At 36.4% G+C, this 15,920-nt stretch carries 17 protein-coding genes, 1 pseudogene and 3 other annotated features (1 of these 21 cut by a window edge); of the genes and pseudogenes, 11 read left to right on the top strand and 7 right to left on the bottom strand.

The annotated features are described in order from the left end of the window. Window positions 1–5: 5 nt before the first annotated feature. The 6 genes from ACYFX0_RS09665 to ACYFX0_RS09640 all read left to right on the top strand — a co-directional run bounded on the left by ACYFX0_RS09665 (window position 6) and on the right by ACYFX0_RS09640 (window position 4,193). The gene (locus ACYFX0_RS09665) at window positions 6–1,034 is read left to right on the top strand and encodes a FecCD family ABC transporter permease (RefSeq protein WP_002082127.1); all 1,029 of its coding nucleotides are present in this window, start codon (window positions 6–8) and stop codon (window positions 1,032–1,034) included. Further along, complete coding sequence (locus ACYFX0_RS09660; protein ID WP_000626531.1) at window positions 1,021–1,839, top strand: ABC transporter ATP-binding protein; 819 nt, start codon at window positions 1,021–1,023, stop codon at window positions 1,837–1,839. The genes ACYFX0_RS09665 and ACYFX0_RS09660 overlap by 14 nt, the downstream gene beginning before the upstream one ends. Next, entirely contained in the window at window positions 1,806–2,201 is a 396-nt protein-coding gene (locus ACYFX0_RS09655) for an ankyrin repeat domain-containing protein (RefSeq protein ID WP_001192766.1), read from the top strand. Before ACYFX0_RS09660 ends, ACYFX0_RS09655 begins: the two co-directional genes overlap by 34 nt. Before the next feature lie 402 nt (window positions 2,202–2,603). Next, a complete protein-coding gene (locus ACYFX0_RS09650) occupies window positions 2,604–3,167 on the top strand; it encodes a GNAT family N-acetyltransferase (protein WP_003263049.1) in 564 nt (187 codons plus the stop codon). Window positions 3,168–3,235: 68 nt separating this feature from the next. Continuing rightward, window positions 3,236–3,694 carry a GNAT family N-acetyltransferase gene (locus tag ACYFX0_RS09645; protein WP_000276126.1) on the top strand — a complete coding sequence of 153 codons (459 nt, stop codon included), beginning with the start codon at window positions 3,236–3,238 and terminating at the stop codon, window positions 3,692–3,694. Between the two features lie 121 nt (window positions 3,695–3,815). Then, window positions 3,816–4,193 (top strand): hotdog family protein, encoded by a 378-nt coding sequence (locus ACYFX0_RS09640; protein WP_000111564.1) that lies wholly within the window; start codon window positions 3,816–3,818, stop codon window positions 4,191–4,193. Window positions 4,194–4,230: 37 nt separating this feature from the next. Here ACYFX0_RS09640 and ACYFX0_RS09635 read toward each other — a convergent pair whose 3' ends face one another. After that, complete coding sequence (locus tag ACYFX0_RS09635) at window positions 4,231–4,776, bottom strand: helix-turn-helix domain-containing protein (protein WP_001020693.1); 546 nt, start codon at window positions 4,774–4,776, stop codon at window positions 4,231–4,233. A gap of 156 nt (window positions 4,777–4,932) precedes the next feature. Between ACYFX0_RS09635 and ACYFX0_RS09630 the strand changes: the two genes are divergently transcribed. Together ACYFX0_RS09630 and ACYFX0_RS09625 are read left to right on the top strand one after the other, a co-directional pair. Further along, entirely contained in the window at window positions 4,933–5,337 is a 405-nt protein-coding gene (locus ACYFX0_RS09630; RefSeq protein ID WP_001071553.1) for a DoxX family protein, read from the top strand. A 21-nt stretch (window positions 5,338–5,358) separates the two neighbouring features. Next, on the top strand, window positions 5,359–6,216 hold the full coding sequence (locus ACYFX0_RS09625; RefSeq protein WP_106082503.1) for a VOC family protein: 858 nt from the start codon (window positions 5,359–5,361) through the stop codon (window positions 6,214–6,216). Window positions 6,217–6,231: 15 nt separating this feature from the next. Here ACYFX0_RS09625 and ACYFX0_RS09620 read toward each other — a convergent pair whose 3' ends face one another. The 3 genes from ACYFX0_RS09620 to ACYFX0_RS09610 form a co-directional block, all read right to left on the bottom strand. Then, window positions 6,232–6,546 (bottom strand): 4a-hydroxytetrahydrobiopterin dehydratase, encoded by a 315-nt coding sequence (locus ACYFX0_RS09620; RefSeq protein ID WP_000979537.1) that lies wholly within the window; start codon window positions 6,544–6,546, stop codon window positions 6,232–6,234. Further along, complete coding sequence (locus tag ACYFX0_RS09615) at window positions 6,527–8,281, bottom strand: aromatic amino acid hydroxylase (protein WP_000163195.1); 1,755 nt, start codon at window positions 8,279–8,281, stop codon at window positions 6,527–6,529. The genes ACYFX0_RS09620 and ACYFX0_RS09615 overlap by 20 nt, the downstream gene beginning before the upstream one ends. 163 nt (window positions 8,282–8,444) lie before the next feature. Then, window positions 8,445–8,672 (bottom strand) — a binding site (T-box leader). Between the two features lie 50 nt (window positions 8,673–8,722). Then, window positions 8,723–8,951: a binding site (T-box leader), on the bottom strand. Between the two features lie 201 nt (window positions 8,952–9,152). Next, window positions 9,153–11,906, bottom strand: a complete 2,754-nt coding sequence (locus tag ACYFX0_RS09610; protein WP_106082502.1) for a S8 family peptidase — start codon at window positions 11,904–11,906, stop codon at window positions 9,153–9,155. A gap of 227 nt (window positions 11,907–12,133) precedes the next feature. On the opposite strand from ACYFX0_RS09610, the gene ACYFX0_RS09605 reads away from it, so the two are divergent. Next, window positions 12,134–13,366: a TolB family protein gene (locus tag ACYFX0_RS09605; RefSeq protein ID WP_000826290.1), complete on the top strand. Its 1,233-nt coding sequence runs from the start codon at window positions 12,134–12,136 to the stop codon at window positions 13,364–13,366. Between the two features lie 61 nt (window positions 13,367–13,427). Here the strand turns inward: ACYFX0_RS09605 and ACYFX0_RS09600 are convergent. After that, a pseudogene (locus tag ACYFX0_RS09600) lies at window positions 13,428–13,517 on the bottom strand (IS3 family transposase); the annotation flags it as partial. Between the two features lie 40 nt (window positions 13,518–13,557). Between ACYFX0_RS09600 and ACYFX0_RS09595 the strand changes: the two are divergent. Continuing rightward, window positions 13,558–13,686 carry a YrzQ family protein gene (locus ACYFX0_RS09595; protein WP_001053553.1) on the top strand — a complete coding sequence of 43 codons (129 nt, stop codon included), beginning with the start codon at window positions 13,558–13,560 and terminating at the stop codon, window positions 13,684–13,686. 46 nt (window positions 13,687–13,732) lie between these two features. Here the strand turns inward: ACYFX0_RS09595 and ACYFX0_RS09590 are convergent, their stop codons facing one another. Next, a complete protein-coding gene (locus ACYFX0_RS09590) occupies window positions 13,733–13,945 on the bottom strand; it encodes a hypothetical protein (protein ID WP_000242539.1) in 213 nt (70 codons plus the stop codon). Between the two features lie 176 nt (window positions 13,946–14,121). Here ACYFX0_RS09590 and ACYFX0_RS09585 point away from each other — a divergent pair, with 176 nt between their 5' ends. Beyond that, the gene (locus tag ACYFX0_RS09585; protein ID WP_000793127.1) at window positions 14,122–15,189 is read left to right on the top strand and encodes an AI-2E family transporter; all 1,068 of its coding nucleotides are present in this window, start codon (window positions 14,122–14,124) and stop codon (window positions 15,187–15,189) included. A 44-nt stretch (window positions 15,190–15,233) separates the two neighbouring features. On the opposite strand, the gene ACYFX0_RS09580 is transcribed toward ACYFX0_RS09585, so the two are convergent. After that, window positions 15,234–15,578, bottom strand: a complete 345-nt coding sequence (locus ACYFX0_RS09580; RefSeq protein WP_106082509.1) for a PH domain-containing protein — start codon at window positions 15,576–15,578, stop codon at window positions 15,234–15,236. Window positions 15,579–15,819: 241 nt separating this feature from the next. Then, window positions 15,820–15,920, top strand: a binding site (T-box leader) (it continues 119 nt past the right edge of the window).

Genomic DNA, 15,920 nt, shown 5'->3' with positions numbered 1-15,920 from the left:
TACGTATGGAAAGTAGTGAAGTAGTAAGAGAAAAGGAACATCCTTTTGCGAAAAAAAGATGGATAATAGCAGTTACTTTAGTTGTATTAACAATCCTAGGCCTCTTTTACGGTCTTTTCGCAGGAAGTTTATCCTTTTCTGTACGAGACATTCTAACAGGTATACAAGATGAGGGTTCGACAGTACATCGAATTGTATGGGATCTTCGCATACCGAGAGTGCTCGTTGGGTTTATAGTAGGAACATGTTTAGCTGCATCTGGTACACTGCTGCAAGGGGTTATGAGAAACCCTCTTGCAGATCCTGGTATTATCGGAGTTTCATCTGGGGCAGGCCTTGTAGCAATTGTCATCATGATTTTATTCCCACAGCATCTAGCTTTTTTACCACTAGGGGCGTTTTTAGGAGCTTTCATAACAGCGATGGTTATTTATGCTTTATCATGGCAAAAAGGGGCACCACCTTCAAGAATCGTCTTAGTAGGGGTGTCGATCAATGCATTAATTGGTGCAGCAACGTCAGCATTAATGTTATTACATAGTGACAAAGTACAATCCGTGTTACCGTGGCTAGCGGGTGGTATTGGTGGTGTAAGTTGGGCACATTTAAACATGATTATTTATTATGCAATATTCGCCATTATATTAGCTTTCTTTGGCATTAAGCATATTCGAGTGTTAATGCTTGGAGATGAAATGGCAAAGTTATTAGGACATAACGTGGAAAAAAGTCGGTTTTATTTAATCGTAGTAAGTACATTATTAGCTGGAATTGCAGTAAGTGTATCTGGTCTTATTGGATTTGTCGGTCTTGTCGTACCACATATGCTACGTTTATTAGTTGGAAATGATTATAGATATTTGCTACCTTTATCATGCCTTGGCGGCGGTGTATTACTTGTTTTTGCGGATGCAATAGCTCGAAGTTGGTTCGATCCAATCGAATTGCCTGTTGGTATTTTACTGTCCTTCTTAGGTGGTCCGTTCTTCTTATATTTAATTCATAGAGGAGGAAAACAACGTGATTTCCGTTAACAAAGTGTTTTATGCACACTCTGAAAGATTTCAAATGCAAAATATGAATGTACATATTAAGGCTGGAGAAATCGTTAGTTTAATTGGTCCGAATGGATCGGGAAAATCTACTTTGCTTCGTTTAATAGCAAGGCTACTGAAACAAAGCGAAGGGGACATCATTTTAGATGGGAAAAACATTCATATGATGAAGAGTGCTGATGTAGCGAAGCAATTAGCAATGTTACCACAAATGCATGATCATCAATTAGATTTAACAGTGAAAGAACTAATTGAGTTCGGAAGAGGTCCACATAAATCATGGAGTAGCCGCTTAAATAAAGAAGATGAAGAAATTGTTGATTGGGCATTGTCTGTTACAAATCTTGAAGGGTATGAATATCGTCTTTTACATTCTTTATCAGGAGGGGAACGGCAACGTGCTTGGATTGCCATGACGCTAGCGCAACGTACAAATGTCTTATTATTGGATGAACCAACAACCTTTTTAGATATCGTTCACCAGTTGGAAGTAATGGAACTTGTGAAACGATTAAATGAGGAGTATGGAATGACAATTATAATGGTTTTACATGACATTAACCAAGCTGCTCAATATAGCGATCGTTTACTGGTATTAAAGCGAGGAAAGATTCAGTATGATGGTATACCAGAAGAAGTGCTATGCCATGAAATGTTTCAACATGTATTTGGCATAGATGTAGATATCTTTCAAGGAAGTGACAAGCCGTTTTTTACACCGAAACGAATTTCTAAAAGGGGAGAAGAGCGATGCAAACAGAAGAGCGTATTACCACTGAATTAGTAAGAGAATTTGTTATGGCAGCTCACGGGGATTTAGAGAAAGTACAAGAGCTATTGGTTGAATCGCCAAGCTTACTTCACGCCTCTTATAATTGGGGTGGATCAGATTGGGAAAGTGCGTTAGGGGCATCGGCACATGTAGGTCGTAAAGATATTGCTCTTTATTTACTAGAAAAGGGTGCTCGGATGGATATTTTTGCAGCAGCTATGCTTGGTGAATTAGAAGTTGTACAAGCTATTTTAGTAGCTCAACCAGAAGCATTGCGTGCATCTGGTCCTCATGGTATTTCTCTTCTTCAGCATGCACGAATGGGTGGAGAGAAATCTAAGCGTGTATATGATTATTTAGCAATACTATCTTAATGAACGAAGGAAGTTCTTATGTGCGGTAAACTTTTCACTTGAAACAATTGGAAAGTTTACCGCCCGTTAGAACGGGATAAGTATCTAGTATATTTGAAAATCCTACACCCCCTCAACTGTAGTTTTCTTAATACTAGTTATGATATGGATGCAGTAGACGAAATTTGTCTACTGCTTTTTTTAGTCGTTAAGAATGAATATTCTGTATTTTATTGTGGGTTCATTTATCCCGCTATTTGCGGGCAGTAAGTCTCCCGCCTCAAAATTCAGCTAGAGCAAAGAAGTTAGATGGGAGATCCACTGCCCGTAAACGCTCGATTGGTGAGGGCTGATAATCAGTGGGGGTGAACAAAATTCCCCACTGATTAAAGTTTCACTTTATAATTAATAGTAACATTTCGTATGCATACAAAACATGATCGTGAAATTAAGAATAAATTAGTGGAAAGGAGTGCAGGCATGTTTCATACAGATCGTTTACAAATTCGCAAATATACAATGGATGATTTACAGTTCTATGCTTCACTATGGGGGAACGAGAAGGTAATGCGCTATATTGGAAATGGGACGTTAAAAACATATATACAGTGTAAAAAAAGTTTGGAGGAGTGGGTCATTCCTAGCTATAAAAACGGTCTCGGTTTATTTGTATTGATTGAAAAGGAAACGGGAACAAGAATTGGTCATGCAGGGCTGGTAAAGCAGCAGATTGATGGAAAAGAGGAAATTGAAATTGGTTATTGGTTACTTCCTCAGTATTGGGGAAAAGGGTATGCAAAAGAAGCGGCGGCAGCATTTCGAGACTACGGTTTCCAAGCATTACGAATGAATAAATTAATTTCTCTCATTAACCCGAATCATCCCGCCTCAATATTTGTTGCTAGAAAGACAGGGCTCAGCTATGAGAAAACAACTTTATTTCATGGGATGGATGTTCTTGTTTATTCCATTAAACGTGTTGGATGAAAAATTACTTTTTTAAAGGTAAATTGCATTTTTTGAAGAATGGTATATGAAAATAAAGGGGGGATTACATGTACATTTATCATAATGGACTTATTATTCGTGAGGGAACGAGTAGCGTACCAGCATATGCAATTAAAGCATTGTTTGAAGATGCCGGTTGGAGTAATGATAATATCCCTTCTTGGCAAATTGAAAAATTTACGATAGCATTTGAAAATTCAACATGGGCTTTCACAATTTGGGATGAAGAAGAGATGATTGCGATGGTTAGGGTCATTTCGGATGGAATTATGATCGCGAATATAGTAAATTTAGTTGTGAAGTGTGAATATAGAGGGAAGGGATTAGGTAAGAAGCTTGTAGCTCTTTGTTTGCAAAAACTTCCCCACGGTGATTGGTTTGCGCATACATCTGCGAACAATTTTGATTTTTATAGAAGTTGTGGATTTGAAGTTAGAGAGCTATCGAGAAATGGAACATGTGCGTACTATGGATATCAAGTCGCGAAAAGAGATGGTCACCGATAAATGAACGGAAAGTAAAAAAGTATAGCGAGGTAATTTTGAGACTTTTGATAATAGAGAATGGATTGAGGCTCGTTTTATGATAAAATAAAAGAAAATTCTGTTTATTATTAGGGGGATAAAAATGAGTGTAAAAGCTGGGGATGTATTTAAATATGAAAGAAGATTTACTGAGGAAGAAGTTTTTGAATTTGCAAATATTACCGGTGATAAAGGTAGACACCATGTGGAATACGATGAAAACGGAAGATTAATGGTTCATGGTTTATTGACTGCTAGCATTGGGACGAAAGTGGGAGAAGAGTTACATTACATAGCAAGAGAATTAGTAAGTGAGTTTATTAGACCAGTTTTCACAGGAGATACGATCACTTGTGAACTAACTTTAACAAATGTTGAGCAAATGGAAGGCTATAAAAAAGTTTCAATCGAGTCAGTTTATCGCAATCAGCATGAAAAGACGGTACTAGTTGGGACAAGTTATGGAATTATAAGGGGATAAAAAAAGAAGCCTGTTAATCAGGCTTCTTTTTTATTATTTAGTAAACACGTTTTCGATTTTCCGCATAACTAGAGATAAGTAATAATGCAGTTTCTTCTCCTATATTACGAACAATATGAGGAACGCATGCATTCCATGAGAAAGAATCACCTTCTTCTACAATTGCAATATCTTCACCGTGCTGAACTTCTAATTTCCCACGTAATACAAGGTGACATTCTTCCCCTTCATGGGCATTTGGTGAGTTTTCTTTCGGGAACCCAGTAGGGATTTCTACTAGAGATAGGCGAAGCCCCCCTTGCTCCGCAACATGTTCAATTCTTTGCTCATCTTTGCCGTATACACTGTATTTCCGTTCTTCTTTTTTGACAATTTTTAAGCGATCTTTTTGTTCTAATAATAAATAGGGAAGGGGAACGTTTAAAAAATTGGAGATCGTTTCTAAAGTTGAGATAGATGGTGATGTCTTATTATTTTCAACCTGACTCATAAAGCCTTTAGAAAGACCTGTTCCCTCGCAAATTTGTGCAATTGTTATGCCTCTACGTTGACGAATTTCACGTATTGCAGAACCAATATTCATAAAATCAAGCTCCTTTTTGTAAACAACTATTTGTATCATAGCAAAAAAAATATATTTTTTCCCAGTGAAAATGAATTGACGAATAAAAAAAATTAGTGTATGTTTTGTAATGTAAATAAAAGTTTTGTATAAGAAAACTATAAAGGAGAGAATGAAATGAATCAACATATTGGTAACTTAATTATTCGTATCGTGTTAGGGGTAACATTCTTCATGCACGGTTTAACAAAATTCCAATCAGGAATTGACAATATTGCAGGATGGTTTACAAGTATTGGTTTACCAGGAGGACTTGCATACGGTGTAGCAACGTTTGAATTAGTTGGAGGTCTATTATTAATTCTAGGTTTAGGTGTAAGATATATTGGATTATTATTTGCACTTGTTATGGTTGGAGCAATCGTAAAAGTGAAATGGTCAGCTGGTTTATTGGGAGATGGAAAAAATCCTGGTTTCGAATTAGAACTTGCATTATTAGCAATGGGTGCATACTTATTTGTTGCAAAAGCTGATGGTTTTGTAGATAATTTCTTAAAAGAAAAAATGTCAAAAAAGAACTAATTTAAATGGGGGGCTAACAAGATGAGTTTTCAACTTCATCCCGATACAACACTTGATGTTGTTCATTTATACGTATCTAATGTAAAGAAATCACTAGAGTTTTATACGGAAGTACTAAGTATGAAGGTGCTAAGAGAAGAAGAAGCAGTCGTTACATTTGGGAATGAAAATGATGAACCACTTCTTATCATTGAAGAAAAGAAAGAAGCTTTTCCGAAGCAAAGAGGAAGAACAGGGTTATATCATTACGCAATTTTATTACCAAGTAGACAGGATTTAGCGAATGTTCTTCGTCATCTTGTAGAGATGGTATATCCACTACATGGCGGAGCCGATCATTACTTTAGTGAAGCTCTTTATTTAGCTGATCCAGATGGAAACGGGATTGAAATTTATCATGATCGACAAAAAGAAGTTTGGCGTGATGAAAATGGAGAACTCCCATTTGTTAGTAACCCGTTAGCTGGTGAAGAATTATTACAGCAAGGAAGTACATGGAATGGCTTTCCAGCTGGTACTGTGATGGGGCATATTCATTTTCATGTAGCTGATTTAGAGGAAGCGAAACGTTTCTATGTTGATGGTCTTGGTTTTGAAGTAACGATTCCAGCTCGTAATGGAGCATTGTTCGTATCTGCAGGTGGTTATCATCATCATATCGGTTTAAATACATGGCAAGGTGAAGGGGTACCACCGCAAATGCCAGGTTCTGTTGGTTTGAAATATTTCACAGTTGTACTAGCGAATGAAAAACAAAAAGAGCAAGTATGTGAAAGCTTAAAAAATATTGGCAAGATTGCTACGTACAAAGATGGAATATTACAAGCCCAGGATCCATTTGGACATTGTATTCATTTCAAAATAAAAGGAGAAGCCTAAAAAGGCTTCTCTTTTTTATTTTCTTATAATTGCTTTTTCGTTTTGTAAAAATAGTTCATCAAATTGTTTTGCAAGCTCAAAATCTAGTTTCGTTAAACCTTTTGCATTCCAAGATGACAAAGTAATAATAACTGCTTTATACTGGATAAGGATAAATGGATGGTGATTATGTTCTTCTGATAGTTTGGCGGCTTCAGAGACAAATTCGACTCCTTTTAAGTAGTCGGAAAACATATATTTTCGTTCAATCCATTTCTCATCTTTTACCATCCATTTATCTACCTTCAATAATTCTTCGTGAACTTCTTCTTCAGTTAATCTTAGCATCATTTTTCACATCCTTTACTGGAAGTAAAGCAAGACCATTGTTAATAAGGCGTGTTACAGCTTCATCAGTTGTGAAAGTAGAAAGTTGTTGTAGTAATGTTGCCGATGCTTCATGCCCTTTGTTATGCTCTAAAAGTAACTCTAATATTTCAAGGCGCAGCAACCATTCTTTCGCATAAAATTTATTTAATACTTCTTGAATTGCTACTAATTGATCGATATGCGCGTTGTGTAAAATCCCCTCACTTCGAATATCTCGCACTGTTTGATACATACGTTCAAGTTCATTCAGTACAAGTGGAGCAGGAAGTCCTTGAACTTCTTCATCCATTGGGAAAAATGCTGCGGCATCTGCGGCACCTGGGAATACTGAAGTGATTTGTGAGCCAACAGCCATATCAAATGCGCCCCATGAAGCATCAAATAAAACGCGGGCGTTATAAGTAACTGTGCAATCGATAAAGGAAATAAGAGCAATTTTCTTATCGTTTTTCACAATATCTGTTACTGTTCCTTTTACATGAATACCACTTGCGAAAGTAAACTCAGCGATAGTTCCAATTGTAATTCCTAATGATTGTAGTTGTTCGTCTGTACAATTTTCTAATGCAATATTTTCAGTGAGTAATCCAATCGGTGTTCCAAATCCGTCACTGTGTACAGAAGTAGAATGATTCGCTAACTGTTTATTATGAAGCGCTAATGCCGTTGGCGAATTTGTTCGCATGTAAATTAATTCACCTGCATCGTTTTCAATTGTCTCGCTAAATGTACCTGTAATTTGTAATCCACTATTTAGCTCAGCTGTTGCATAGTTCTCAGAGCGAATTGCTTTTTCTAAACCTTCTTTTCCACCTGTTTTAAAGGCCATTGTTTTAGAAAATGTTTCAAGCGCATCTGTTAATTCTTCAAAGGATTCACAAACAAATAGTTGTGGTTGCATTTTTGTTACGTCATAAGTTGTCCCTGTACATGCTTCAATAGAAAATGGAACCTTTTCTACAGCGTCTGTTAAGCAATGTTTGCTTTCGCCAACAGAAGAAAGGAGACCAGCACCATATATCTTTGGATCATCTATATTTCCGATCAATCCATATTCTACTGTCCACCAGAAAAGACGTGAAATTTGTTCAGCTTCCGATAAACCAGAAACTAAGTTTTGTTTTTCAATTACAGCATTTTCAGCAGCCTTAACTTCATCAGGAGTAGAAGTAGGGCTTTCTTTTACTATCGTTAATGTACGAACAGCTTCAAATGCATCATGTTCTTCTTTTGTAGAGAAAGCTTTTGCACCAATTTGCCCAAAACGTTTCACATATTTTGCATATGTAGGATCAAGTAAAATCGGTGCGTGTCCTGCGGCTTCGTGTACGATATCTGGAGCTGGTGTGTACTCGATATTTTCTACTTTCCGGATATCTGTTGCAATCGGTAGTAATCCGTGTCCTTGAAAATCGAAGAATGCTACGCCAGGAATAAGTCCGTCAATTGTTACAGCGCCCCAGCCGCTTGGTGCCAAACACTCATTCATTTCTTCTACTTTTGGAATTGCATCTATATTAATACCAGATGATTGTAGTCCGTTCACATAGGCTGGATGAGCAACGTCTTTTAAGAAGCTATGATTTTGTCTCATAATATAACGCCACACAGCGTGATTCACCGGTGTGTATTGATCATAATGTTGTGTGGATACAAATGGTTTTAAATGCGATGGAATTTCTGTTTTCTTTGTCATTTAGACATCCTCCTTTTTTTCAATAAAATTGAATATCGATTTCGAATAGCTTGTATCACCCCCTTTCATTATTTGTAAGCGCTTATAAAATTTTATCATAAGATTCGGAATTATTTAACATATGTTTCTGTGATAAATAGAAAAAGCCCCTATCGGAAAATCCGATAGGGGCGAAAGAATCGCGGTACCACCCTATTTGTAAGTGAAAATATACTTACATCTCAATTAATGATAACGGAAAAATTCCGTCTTTTCCTTCATGCATAAAAGCACTACGAAAAAGAAGCTCCAGAATTGTAATTCATACTTATATATGTGCTAATTTCCACCGACCATTAGCTCTCTGTAACAGGGATATAAGGTACTACTGCGATTCTTTCAACGCGTATATATGAAATTGTGTAAGAGGATGGATGCAAAAAAGTCCCTATCGGAAAATCCGATAGGGACGATAAAAATCGCGGTACCACCCTATTTGTAAACAACTAATTGTTTACCACTCACTTTACGATAACGGAAAGATCCGTCTTTCTCTTCATGCATAAAAAGCATTACGGGAAAGAAGCTCCAGAATTGTAATTCACGCTTGTATATGTACTGATTCGCACCAACCATCAGTTCTCTGGGACAGTGATATAAGTCGCTACTAGCATTCCTTCAAAGCCGATATATAATTCGTTCAACTAAACTATGTTTTGTATTATAAAACTATATTAAAAAAATTGTCAACAAAAATTTTTTATCCCGTGTTAATGAGCAGTAAAATTCCTACCTCAAAATTCGGTGGGAGAATAATTGCCCGTAACCCCCGATTGGTGAAGGCTAATAATCAGTGGGGATGAACAAAATCTCTACTGATTAAGGCTTCACTTTATTTCACTTCTAAATTAACAGTTAAATTAGAGGTATTGCCAGCTGCATCAGTTGCTACAATGTGAATAGTATTTTTTCCTTCGTGTAATTGAGTGCGATCGAAATAAATGTCATAGCTTTTCTCCCAAGGGTTCAGGAATGCCTGTTCCCATACACCATTTCCGTTAATTTCATATTGCATTCTCACTGGAATACCAGGTGCTATCCAACCAGATTCTGACATCCAATCTAGTAGAATATCATCAACTTTTCCTCTAATTACGAGATTTTCTTGGTCAACTTCGTGTGTTAACTTAGGTGCAGTTCGATCAAGAAATACAGCAGCTGTTTGTTTTGTTTCTCCGCCAGAATTAGAAGCAACTGCTTCGATTTGATATAGCCCGTCAGCTAAAGGAGTGCCATCTGCTTTTGTACCATTCCATTTGAAAGGTTTGTATCCAGGAGTTGCATTTTTAGCTTGATGGATAATCCCTTGATACGTTACACGTTCTTTCGTAACTAAATTTGCATGTAATGTTACATCATCCACAGGGGCAACTAAATAGTAGTTGATGAGATTATCATCTAGTACGTGGTCGCCATTTGGGCTAAAAGTAGAATTAATAATTTCAAGTCCATCGATACGTTTATAATCTTTAGGATCGATACTAAATGTGAATGGAATTCGAATTTCTTCTTTTGCCCCTTGTTCTTTTACATATACATTTCCAGTATACACACCTTGTGGTAGTGAGCTATCTACCGTGATAGTAAATGGTTTTTCGGTACTACTATTCGGTTGTATGCTAATCGATGAAGGGACAGAAGTTTTTACTTTTGTTTTTGTGTTTGCATCTAATAATTCCACCCGAGTTGAAAAACTTTTCTTTTTACTAGAAAGGTTTTGTAATGTAACATTTTGTGTTAGTTTTACTTTTCCGCTATTGGGCTTAATAAGACCAAAGCTGACATTGTTAGGTTTTACTAATATATTTGTTTGAGCTGCTTTCGGAATGTTAATTAAACCAGATCCTTGTGCCATAACAGGGTATGTATTTTCATTGACATCATGTAATGTTTTTGCATTGTTAGCAAGTGCCGCTTTCAATTGTTCTGTCGTCCAATCAGGATGCATTTGACGCAAGAGGGCAACCGCTCCAGCTACTTGCGGAGCAGCCATACTTGTTCCGTTATGCGATTCATATCCGCCTCGCGGTACTGTACTAGTAATTTGTACTCCAGGTGCAACAACATCAGGCTTTATTAGCCAACTTCCTTGTGATGGTCCTCTTGAACTAAAGTTACCGATAAGTTCTGTGTGCTTTGGTTGTCCAATTTTTATATTTTTCTTTCGTTTTGTAATTAAAGTTTTTAATTCTTCCCCATTTGTATTTGATAATTGCATTACTGGGACAGCTAGATGTTCACGTGAAAAATATTCCGGCATCATATTAATTTCTTTTTCGCTAGAGATTAATAACACACCAAGTGCACCAGCTTGCTTCGCTTGTTCTGCTTTTACTAATGTACTAGAAGTACCTTGTAAAATAAGTGCGAATTTCCCTTTCACATCTTGTTTTGCATAATCACTTGGATTGCCATAACCAACATATACAAGAGGAGAATCATTTCCTATTGGAAAATCGGATTTTGATAATGGTAACCCTTGATATGTTTTGCTGGAACCAGTTACTTGGAATGTTGGAAACGGGATAGAAACCGTAGATGCTCCAACAGAAATGACACTACTTGCGTTACCGGGAGCATCAACAGACCAAGGTTTTGGTCCGTCATTTCCATTTGAAACGACAGCAGTAACACCAAGTTTCGCTGCTCGTTCTAACGTTAATGTTACAGGCTGATCAGGTACATTTAAATCCTGCCCAAGGGAGAGGTTTAACACATCCGCACCATCTTGAATTGCTCGCTCAATTCCTTGGATAATATCATCTGTTGTACCAGTTCCACCGTCATTCATTACACGATAGGCTAGAATAGAAGCGTTTGGAGCAACGCCTTTAATTTTTCCATTACCTGCAATAATTCCAGCTACATGAGTACCATGTACGTTACCATCCATTGGATCGTTATCTTCATCAACCGTGTCATATCCACCGATATAATTTGCCTTTAAGTCAGGGTGTGTATAGTCTACGCCAGAATCGATAATGGCTACTTTCATGCCTTTTCCATCAAGCGGTTTGCCAGATGGATCTTTTAAATTCCACGCTTCAGGTGCACCAATTGTCAGTCCACCGGTATTTGGTGCTTCTTCGTTAGTAGCACTTTTTGATGTTTCATGCAATTTATATGTTAAGTTCGGATAGACTGCTTTTACTTCAGGTAAAGAGGCAAGAGAGGTAATTTGATCTCCAGGAACTGAAATAGAGAATCCAGAAAATAACGTATTATACACTTCTTTAATTTTTGCACCAGGTGCTTTTTCTTTTATTTTCTTAGTCGTATCTTCTTGTGCTTTTTTTAGCTCAGCATGATAAGACTGCGCATTACTATTTTGTAAATCTGGAGCATGCTGAATATTAGTTTGAGCAGCGAGAGGTGCATGTTGTAATTCTACAATTACTGATATTTCTTTTGTTGTTTTCGTTTCAACATTTTGAGCGATTTTATGTTCTCCCCACTGTTCAATCGTTGTTTTTAATTGTGGACTAAATTGCTTCTCCTTTTGTAGTGATTCAGCATGAGCGCTTAAAGCTCCAAAACTAGAAAAGACAAGCGCCATGCTTAATAGTGTAGATGTAGTTTTTTTCATTGATACTCCCCCTAATAAAAGTGCTAATATTCAGAAATAAAATCTTACATTTAATTTGGAAATTATAAATATAAATGTTGGCTAAACTATACTTTCGACATAATTCATACCAATCCTCTATGGATTGAAAATTTCTTGGGAAATTTTTTCTGATTATGTCGAATCGATATTTTTCACATATTGTAGGGAGAAAGTGAGGAATGCTATGAGGGAAATGGAGTGATGGTATGAAAAGGCTAATGGTAAGTGGTAGTGTAGTGTTGTTTATGTTTTTATGTTCTATCACTATTACTAGTGCAGAAAATAATAGTGTGAAAGTTGCTTTTATTCGTCATCATAACCTTTGGATTAAAGTTGATGGGAAAGAAATACAGATTACAAAAGGAGAGTACATAACAGGGCCGAAGTGGTCATATGACGGGGAGTGGCTAGCATATGTAAAAGGGAAGAAACAAAGTATTCTTGAGTTATATCGGTTGAAAGATGGAAAAAAAGTTACGCCGTTTCACTCAGAAGCATCGAATTATCAATGGTCACCAACAGAAAATATAATTGCATTTATATTTACAGGTACATTAAATACATTTGATGTAGAAAAAAAGAATGCAGATTTTGAAAATGTATCGGCTGGTGTAGGGGATTATGCATGGTACCCCGATGGAAAGAACTTTCTTGTATCCTCTGAAGCGAACTTACTTCCAACAGGATGGACAGGGGCTCAGCTATATGAAGTGCAAAAAGATGCACATATGAATCCTCACAAAATGAAGCATTTGTATGCATTGCCAAATGAACATGATGATTTCCTAGCGCTAGTAGCAAGTGGCTTTAAGTGGTCACCAGATCAAAAGTGGATTTCATTTTTAGCAGTACCGACAGCTTCATGGTCAGCTGATAGTAATACGCTTTGCTTAGTTCGTGCAGATGGAAGTCGGTTTGAAAAAGTAGATCAAATGTTATTAAACGAACAATGGTTTCAATGGGCACCATCAAAAAATATATTAGCTTATATTGAAGGGAGCGGAAGAGTTACATTAGAAAATAAACATTTAAAAGTAAAGGAATTGCCAGCACTTCAGCAGAACATATTTACGCCGAAAGGATATGTTGATTGGGATTTTGTATGGAAGAACGATAGAGTAATTATCGTTTCACGAGCAAAAGAGGCAGGAATAGAAACTCCACCAGAAAAAAGGCCACTACCATCTTTATATGAGGTCGATAGTACAAGTAATGCACAGCATCAAATCACAAAGAAAACGAACAAGCAAGGGGATTACCACCCGATCTTCATGAAGAAGAGTAATCAATTAATTTGGATACGTTCAGACCGTAAGAAAGCGGATGTATGGCTTGCTCATAAAGATGGGAAACAGGAAAAGAAGTGGATTGAAAATATAGATGTACCAGCGTGGTATTATGAGAAATGGAATTGGGGAAATGTTATCTCGGTGAAATAACAATAAAAAAACTGCCTAAAAAATGAAGTGAACCCCGAAAACGGGACACCAATCAAAACACCTAAACCACTTGTTCCCTAAATTCTTTAGGGGATAGGTGGTTTAATTTTTCTTGAATTCGCACACAATTGTAGTAATGAATGTATTCTAAGAATGAAAGAACGATCGGATAACGAAAAGGGGGATTTACTTTGAATCTACGCAATTCATTAATTGCATTAGGTGTTGGAGCTGCAGCATATCAATATGCTCGTAAGCAAGATGTATTTTCAAAACGCAATATGAAAAAAGCACGTAAGATGATTAAGTCTTACTTATAATCATTTCGATAAAGTGAAAAACTCCCTTATTGACGAGGGAGTTTTTTTATGCGCTCATATGCAAATAAAAAAGTCCGATTTCTGAGAAAAGATAAGATAGACCGTAGCAGCCAACGCCGAGTATTCCATACTGCCATAATTGCTTCGCTTTTTCTTTACGTGAGGAACGAATAAAGAACCCCTTCCAAATACCAAACCCGATACAAATCCATTCAAGAATCATAAAAAGTGCTGATAATCCAAGCATAAACAAAACCATAATTAGCCCTCCTGATTATATTAATTCATGCTGTATTCTCAGGGGTGGTTGTCCTTGTTATGTTATTTATATGTACGTCTTTAAAAAACAGTATGGTCCGTATGAAAAGATTTTAAAAGTTTCGCACATAACCTACCCCATTTATTTTCAAAATAAAGGTGGAGGAGGTTTTTCATGTGAAGAATCTTAAAATCATTTGGATATATCGTTTAGGATTATTATTACTTGTTTTTCTTTGTTTGCTCGTCTTTTTAAAAATTAAGCCACTATGGGCACCGATTATTTTTGTATTTAAAGTAGCAATCACGCCATTTCTTATCGCTTGTTTTATTGCGTATTTATTGCACCCTTTAATTGAAAAAATCCATAAGGAAGGGATGCCCCGTACACTTGCCATTTTGCTTATTTATATCCTTTTCTTTGGCGGAATTGGTTATGGGATTTATAAAGGAACGCCAGTCGTTATTAAACAGTTACAAGAGATTAATGAACAATTTCCGCAGTTTACAAAGATGTACGATTCGTGGATGGATGGCGTTACAGAACAAACAGCGAATTTCCCTTCGTTCATTCATGAAAAGGTGAAACAACTTTTTGTGGGTGTGGAAACGAAGATTCAAGCGCTTTTAAATAAAGTGATGAGTACAGCTCGTGGTGTACTCGATTCATTGCTCATTATTTTCTTAATACCGTTCATTGTATTTTACATATTAAAAGATTATGGTGAGTTTTATCATATCTTTTGGAAACTAGTCCCAAGTAAATGGCGAGGTACGGGGCAAATGCTTGCGAAAGAAATTGATAAGTCACTTGGAAGTTATATTCGAGGACAGTTATTTGTTTGTTTGGTATTAGGGGGAGTATCAGCTCTTTCTTTTTGGTTTATCGGTATGAAATATCCATTATTGCTTGGTATTATTATTGGGGTAACGGATATAATCCCGTACTTCGGCCCTATTTTAGGAGCGATCCCGACGTTAATGATTGCAGCAACAGTATCAACGAGCTTACTTATTAAGGCGGGGATTACGATTGCTATTTTGCAATTTGTGGAAAGTAACATTTTATCGCCTTACATTGTTGGTAAGTCACTTCGTATGCATCCCGTTATTATTATGCTTGCATTACTAGTTGGAGGGGAAGTAGCTGGTATTGTAGGGTTACTAATATCGGTTCCCATCTTAGCAGTTATTCGCACCGTCATTGTTCATGTGAAGCCTCTCTTGAAAAAAGAAGATGTGTAAGTATAGAAGCCCTCTATGTAAGAAATAGAGGGCTAATCGTATATTTATTTAGAAATCTGCTCGTGTATCTTTTGAACGAGGGAGCTCACATCATTTGTTTGAATATGTTTTATTTTTTTCCATTCGTTATCATACATAAATACAATTTGATTGTTGAAAAGACGCTTTTGTTCTTTTAGATTAGAAATTTTTGCGAAAGAGTACTCTTCAAATATTGGATTGTTACTTACATCTGGTCCATAAAAGAATAGCCTTTTGTTCGTTAAAATCAATAGGCCTAGTCTCGCGAAGGAACGATAAATAAATATGTCTAATGAACATGCTGCGTAAAGTAATATTGTTTCGTTAGTCGCTAATATGTTTTTAGCTTTGCTAAGTAAGGTTGTCATTGTGATCGCTCCTTTATTTTATTAACAATAATTTAATTATAGCAAAAAAGGTAATATTTATAATTTTTTATAAATTATTCTTGTAAGGAGATTCCGATTTGTTAATAAACGCATAATATATGAAAAGGCTGTTAAGAATGAATAGTAGAATACCTATGATAAATAAGCAATTAATACAATATAAATGATTATCTACATTGACAAACTTAAGAGAATTCTATTATATTTAGTCATATAATACATTAAATCAATGACGGAACAAGTACGTTACAGTCCATTTATAGAGAGAAGCTTCCATATGGCTGAAAGAAGCTTTAAATGAAGGGTAACAGAAAGCTAATC

Source organism: Bacillus sp. NEAU-Y102, assembly GCF_054788175.1.
Note: the sequence above shows the minus strand (reverse complement) of the source record. Positions and strands in the feature narration are given on the sequence as shown.

Excerpts from the sequence above, each read along its gene's own strand:
- ACYFX0_RS09645 (WP_000276126.1), top strand. The coding sequence starts at position 3,236 with ATGTACATTTATCATAATGGACTTATTATTCGTGAGGGAACGAGTAGC.
- ACYFX0_RS09580 (WP_106082509.1), bottom strand. The coding sequence starts at position 15,578 with ATGACAACCTTACTTAGCAAAGCTAAAAACATATTAGCGACTAACGAA.
- ACYFX0_RS09630 (WP_001071553.1), top strand. The coding sequence starts at position 4,933 with ATGAATCAACATATTGGTAACTTAATTATTCGTATCGTGTTAGGGGTA.
- ACYFX0_RS09655 (WP_001192766.1), top strand. The coding sequence starts at position 1,806 with ATGCAAACAGAAGAGCGTATTACCACTGAATTAGTAAGAGAATTTGTT.
- ACYFX0_RS09665 (WP_002082127.1), top strand. The coding sequence starts at position 6 with ATGGAAAGTAGTGAAGTAGTAAGAGAAAAGGAACATCCTTTTGCGAAA.
- ACYFX0_RS09620 (WP_000979537.1), bottom strand. The coding sequence starts at position 6,546 with ATGATGCTAAGATTAACTGAAGAAGAAGTTCACGAAGAATTATTGAAG.
- ACYFX0_RS09610 (WP_106082502.1), bottom strand. The coding sequence starts at position 11,906 with ATGAAAAAAACTACATCTACACTATTAAGCATGGCGCTTGTCTTTTCT.
- ACYFX0_RS09590 (WP_000242539.1), bottom strand. The coding sequence starts at position 13,945 with ATGGTTTTGTTTATGCTTGGATTATCAGCACTTTTTATGATTCTTGAA.
- ACYFX0_RS09615 (WP_000163195.1), bottom strand. The coding sequence starts at position 8,281 with ATGACAAAGAAAACAGAAATTCCATCGCATTTAAAACCATTTGTATCC.
- ACYFX0_RS09640 (WP_000111564.1), top strand. The coding sequence starts at position 3,816 with ATGAGTGTAAAAGCTGGGGATGTATTTAAATATGAAAGAAGATTTACT.
- ACYFX0_RS09625 (WP_106082503.1), top strand. The coding sequence starts at position 5,359 with ATGAGTTTTCAACTTCATCCCGATACAACACTTGATGTTGTTCATTTA.
- ACYFX0_RS09605 (WP_000826290.1), top strand. The coding sequence starts at position 12,134 with ATGAAAAGGCTAATGGTAAGTGGTAGTGTAGTGTTGTTTATGTTTTTA.
- ACYFX0_RS09635 (WP_001020693.1), bottom strand. The coding sequence starts at position 4,776 with ATGAATATTGGTTCTGCAATACGTGAAATTCGTCAACGTAGAGGCATA.
- ACYFX0_RS09650 (WP_003263049.1), top strand. The coding sequence starts at position 2,604 with ATGCATACAAAACATGATCGTGAAATTAAGAATAAATTAGTGGAAAGG.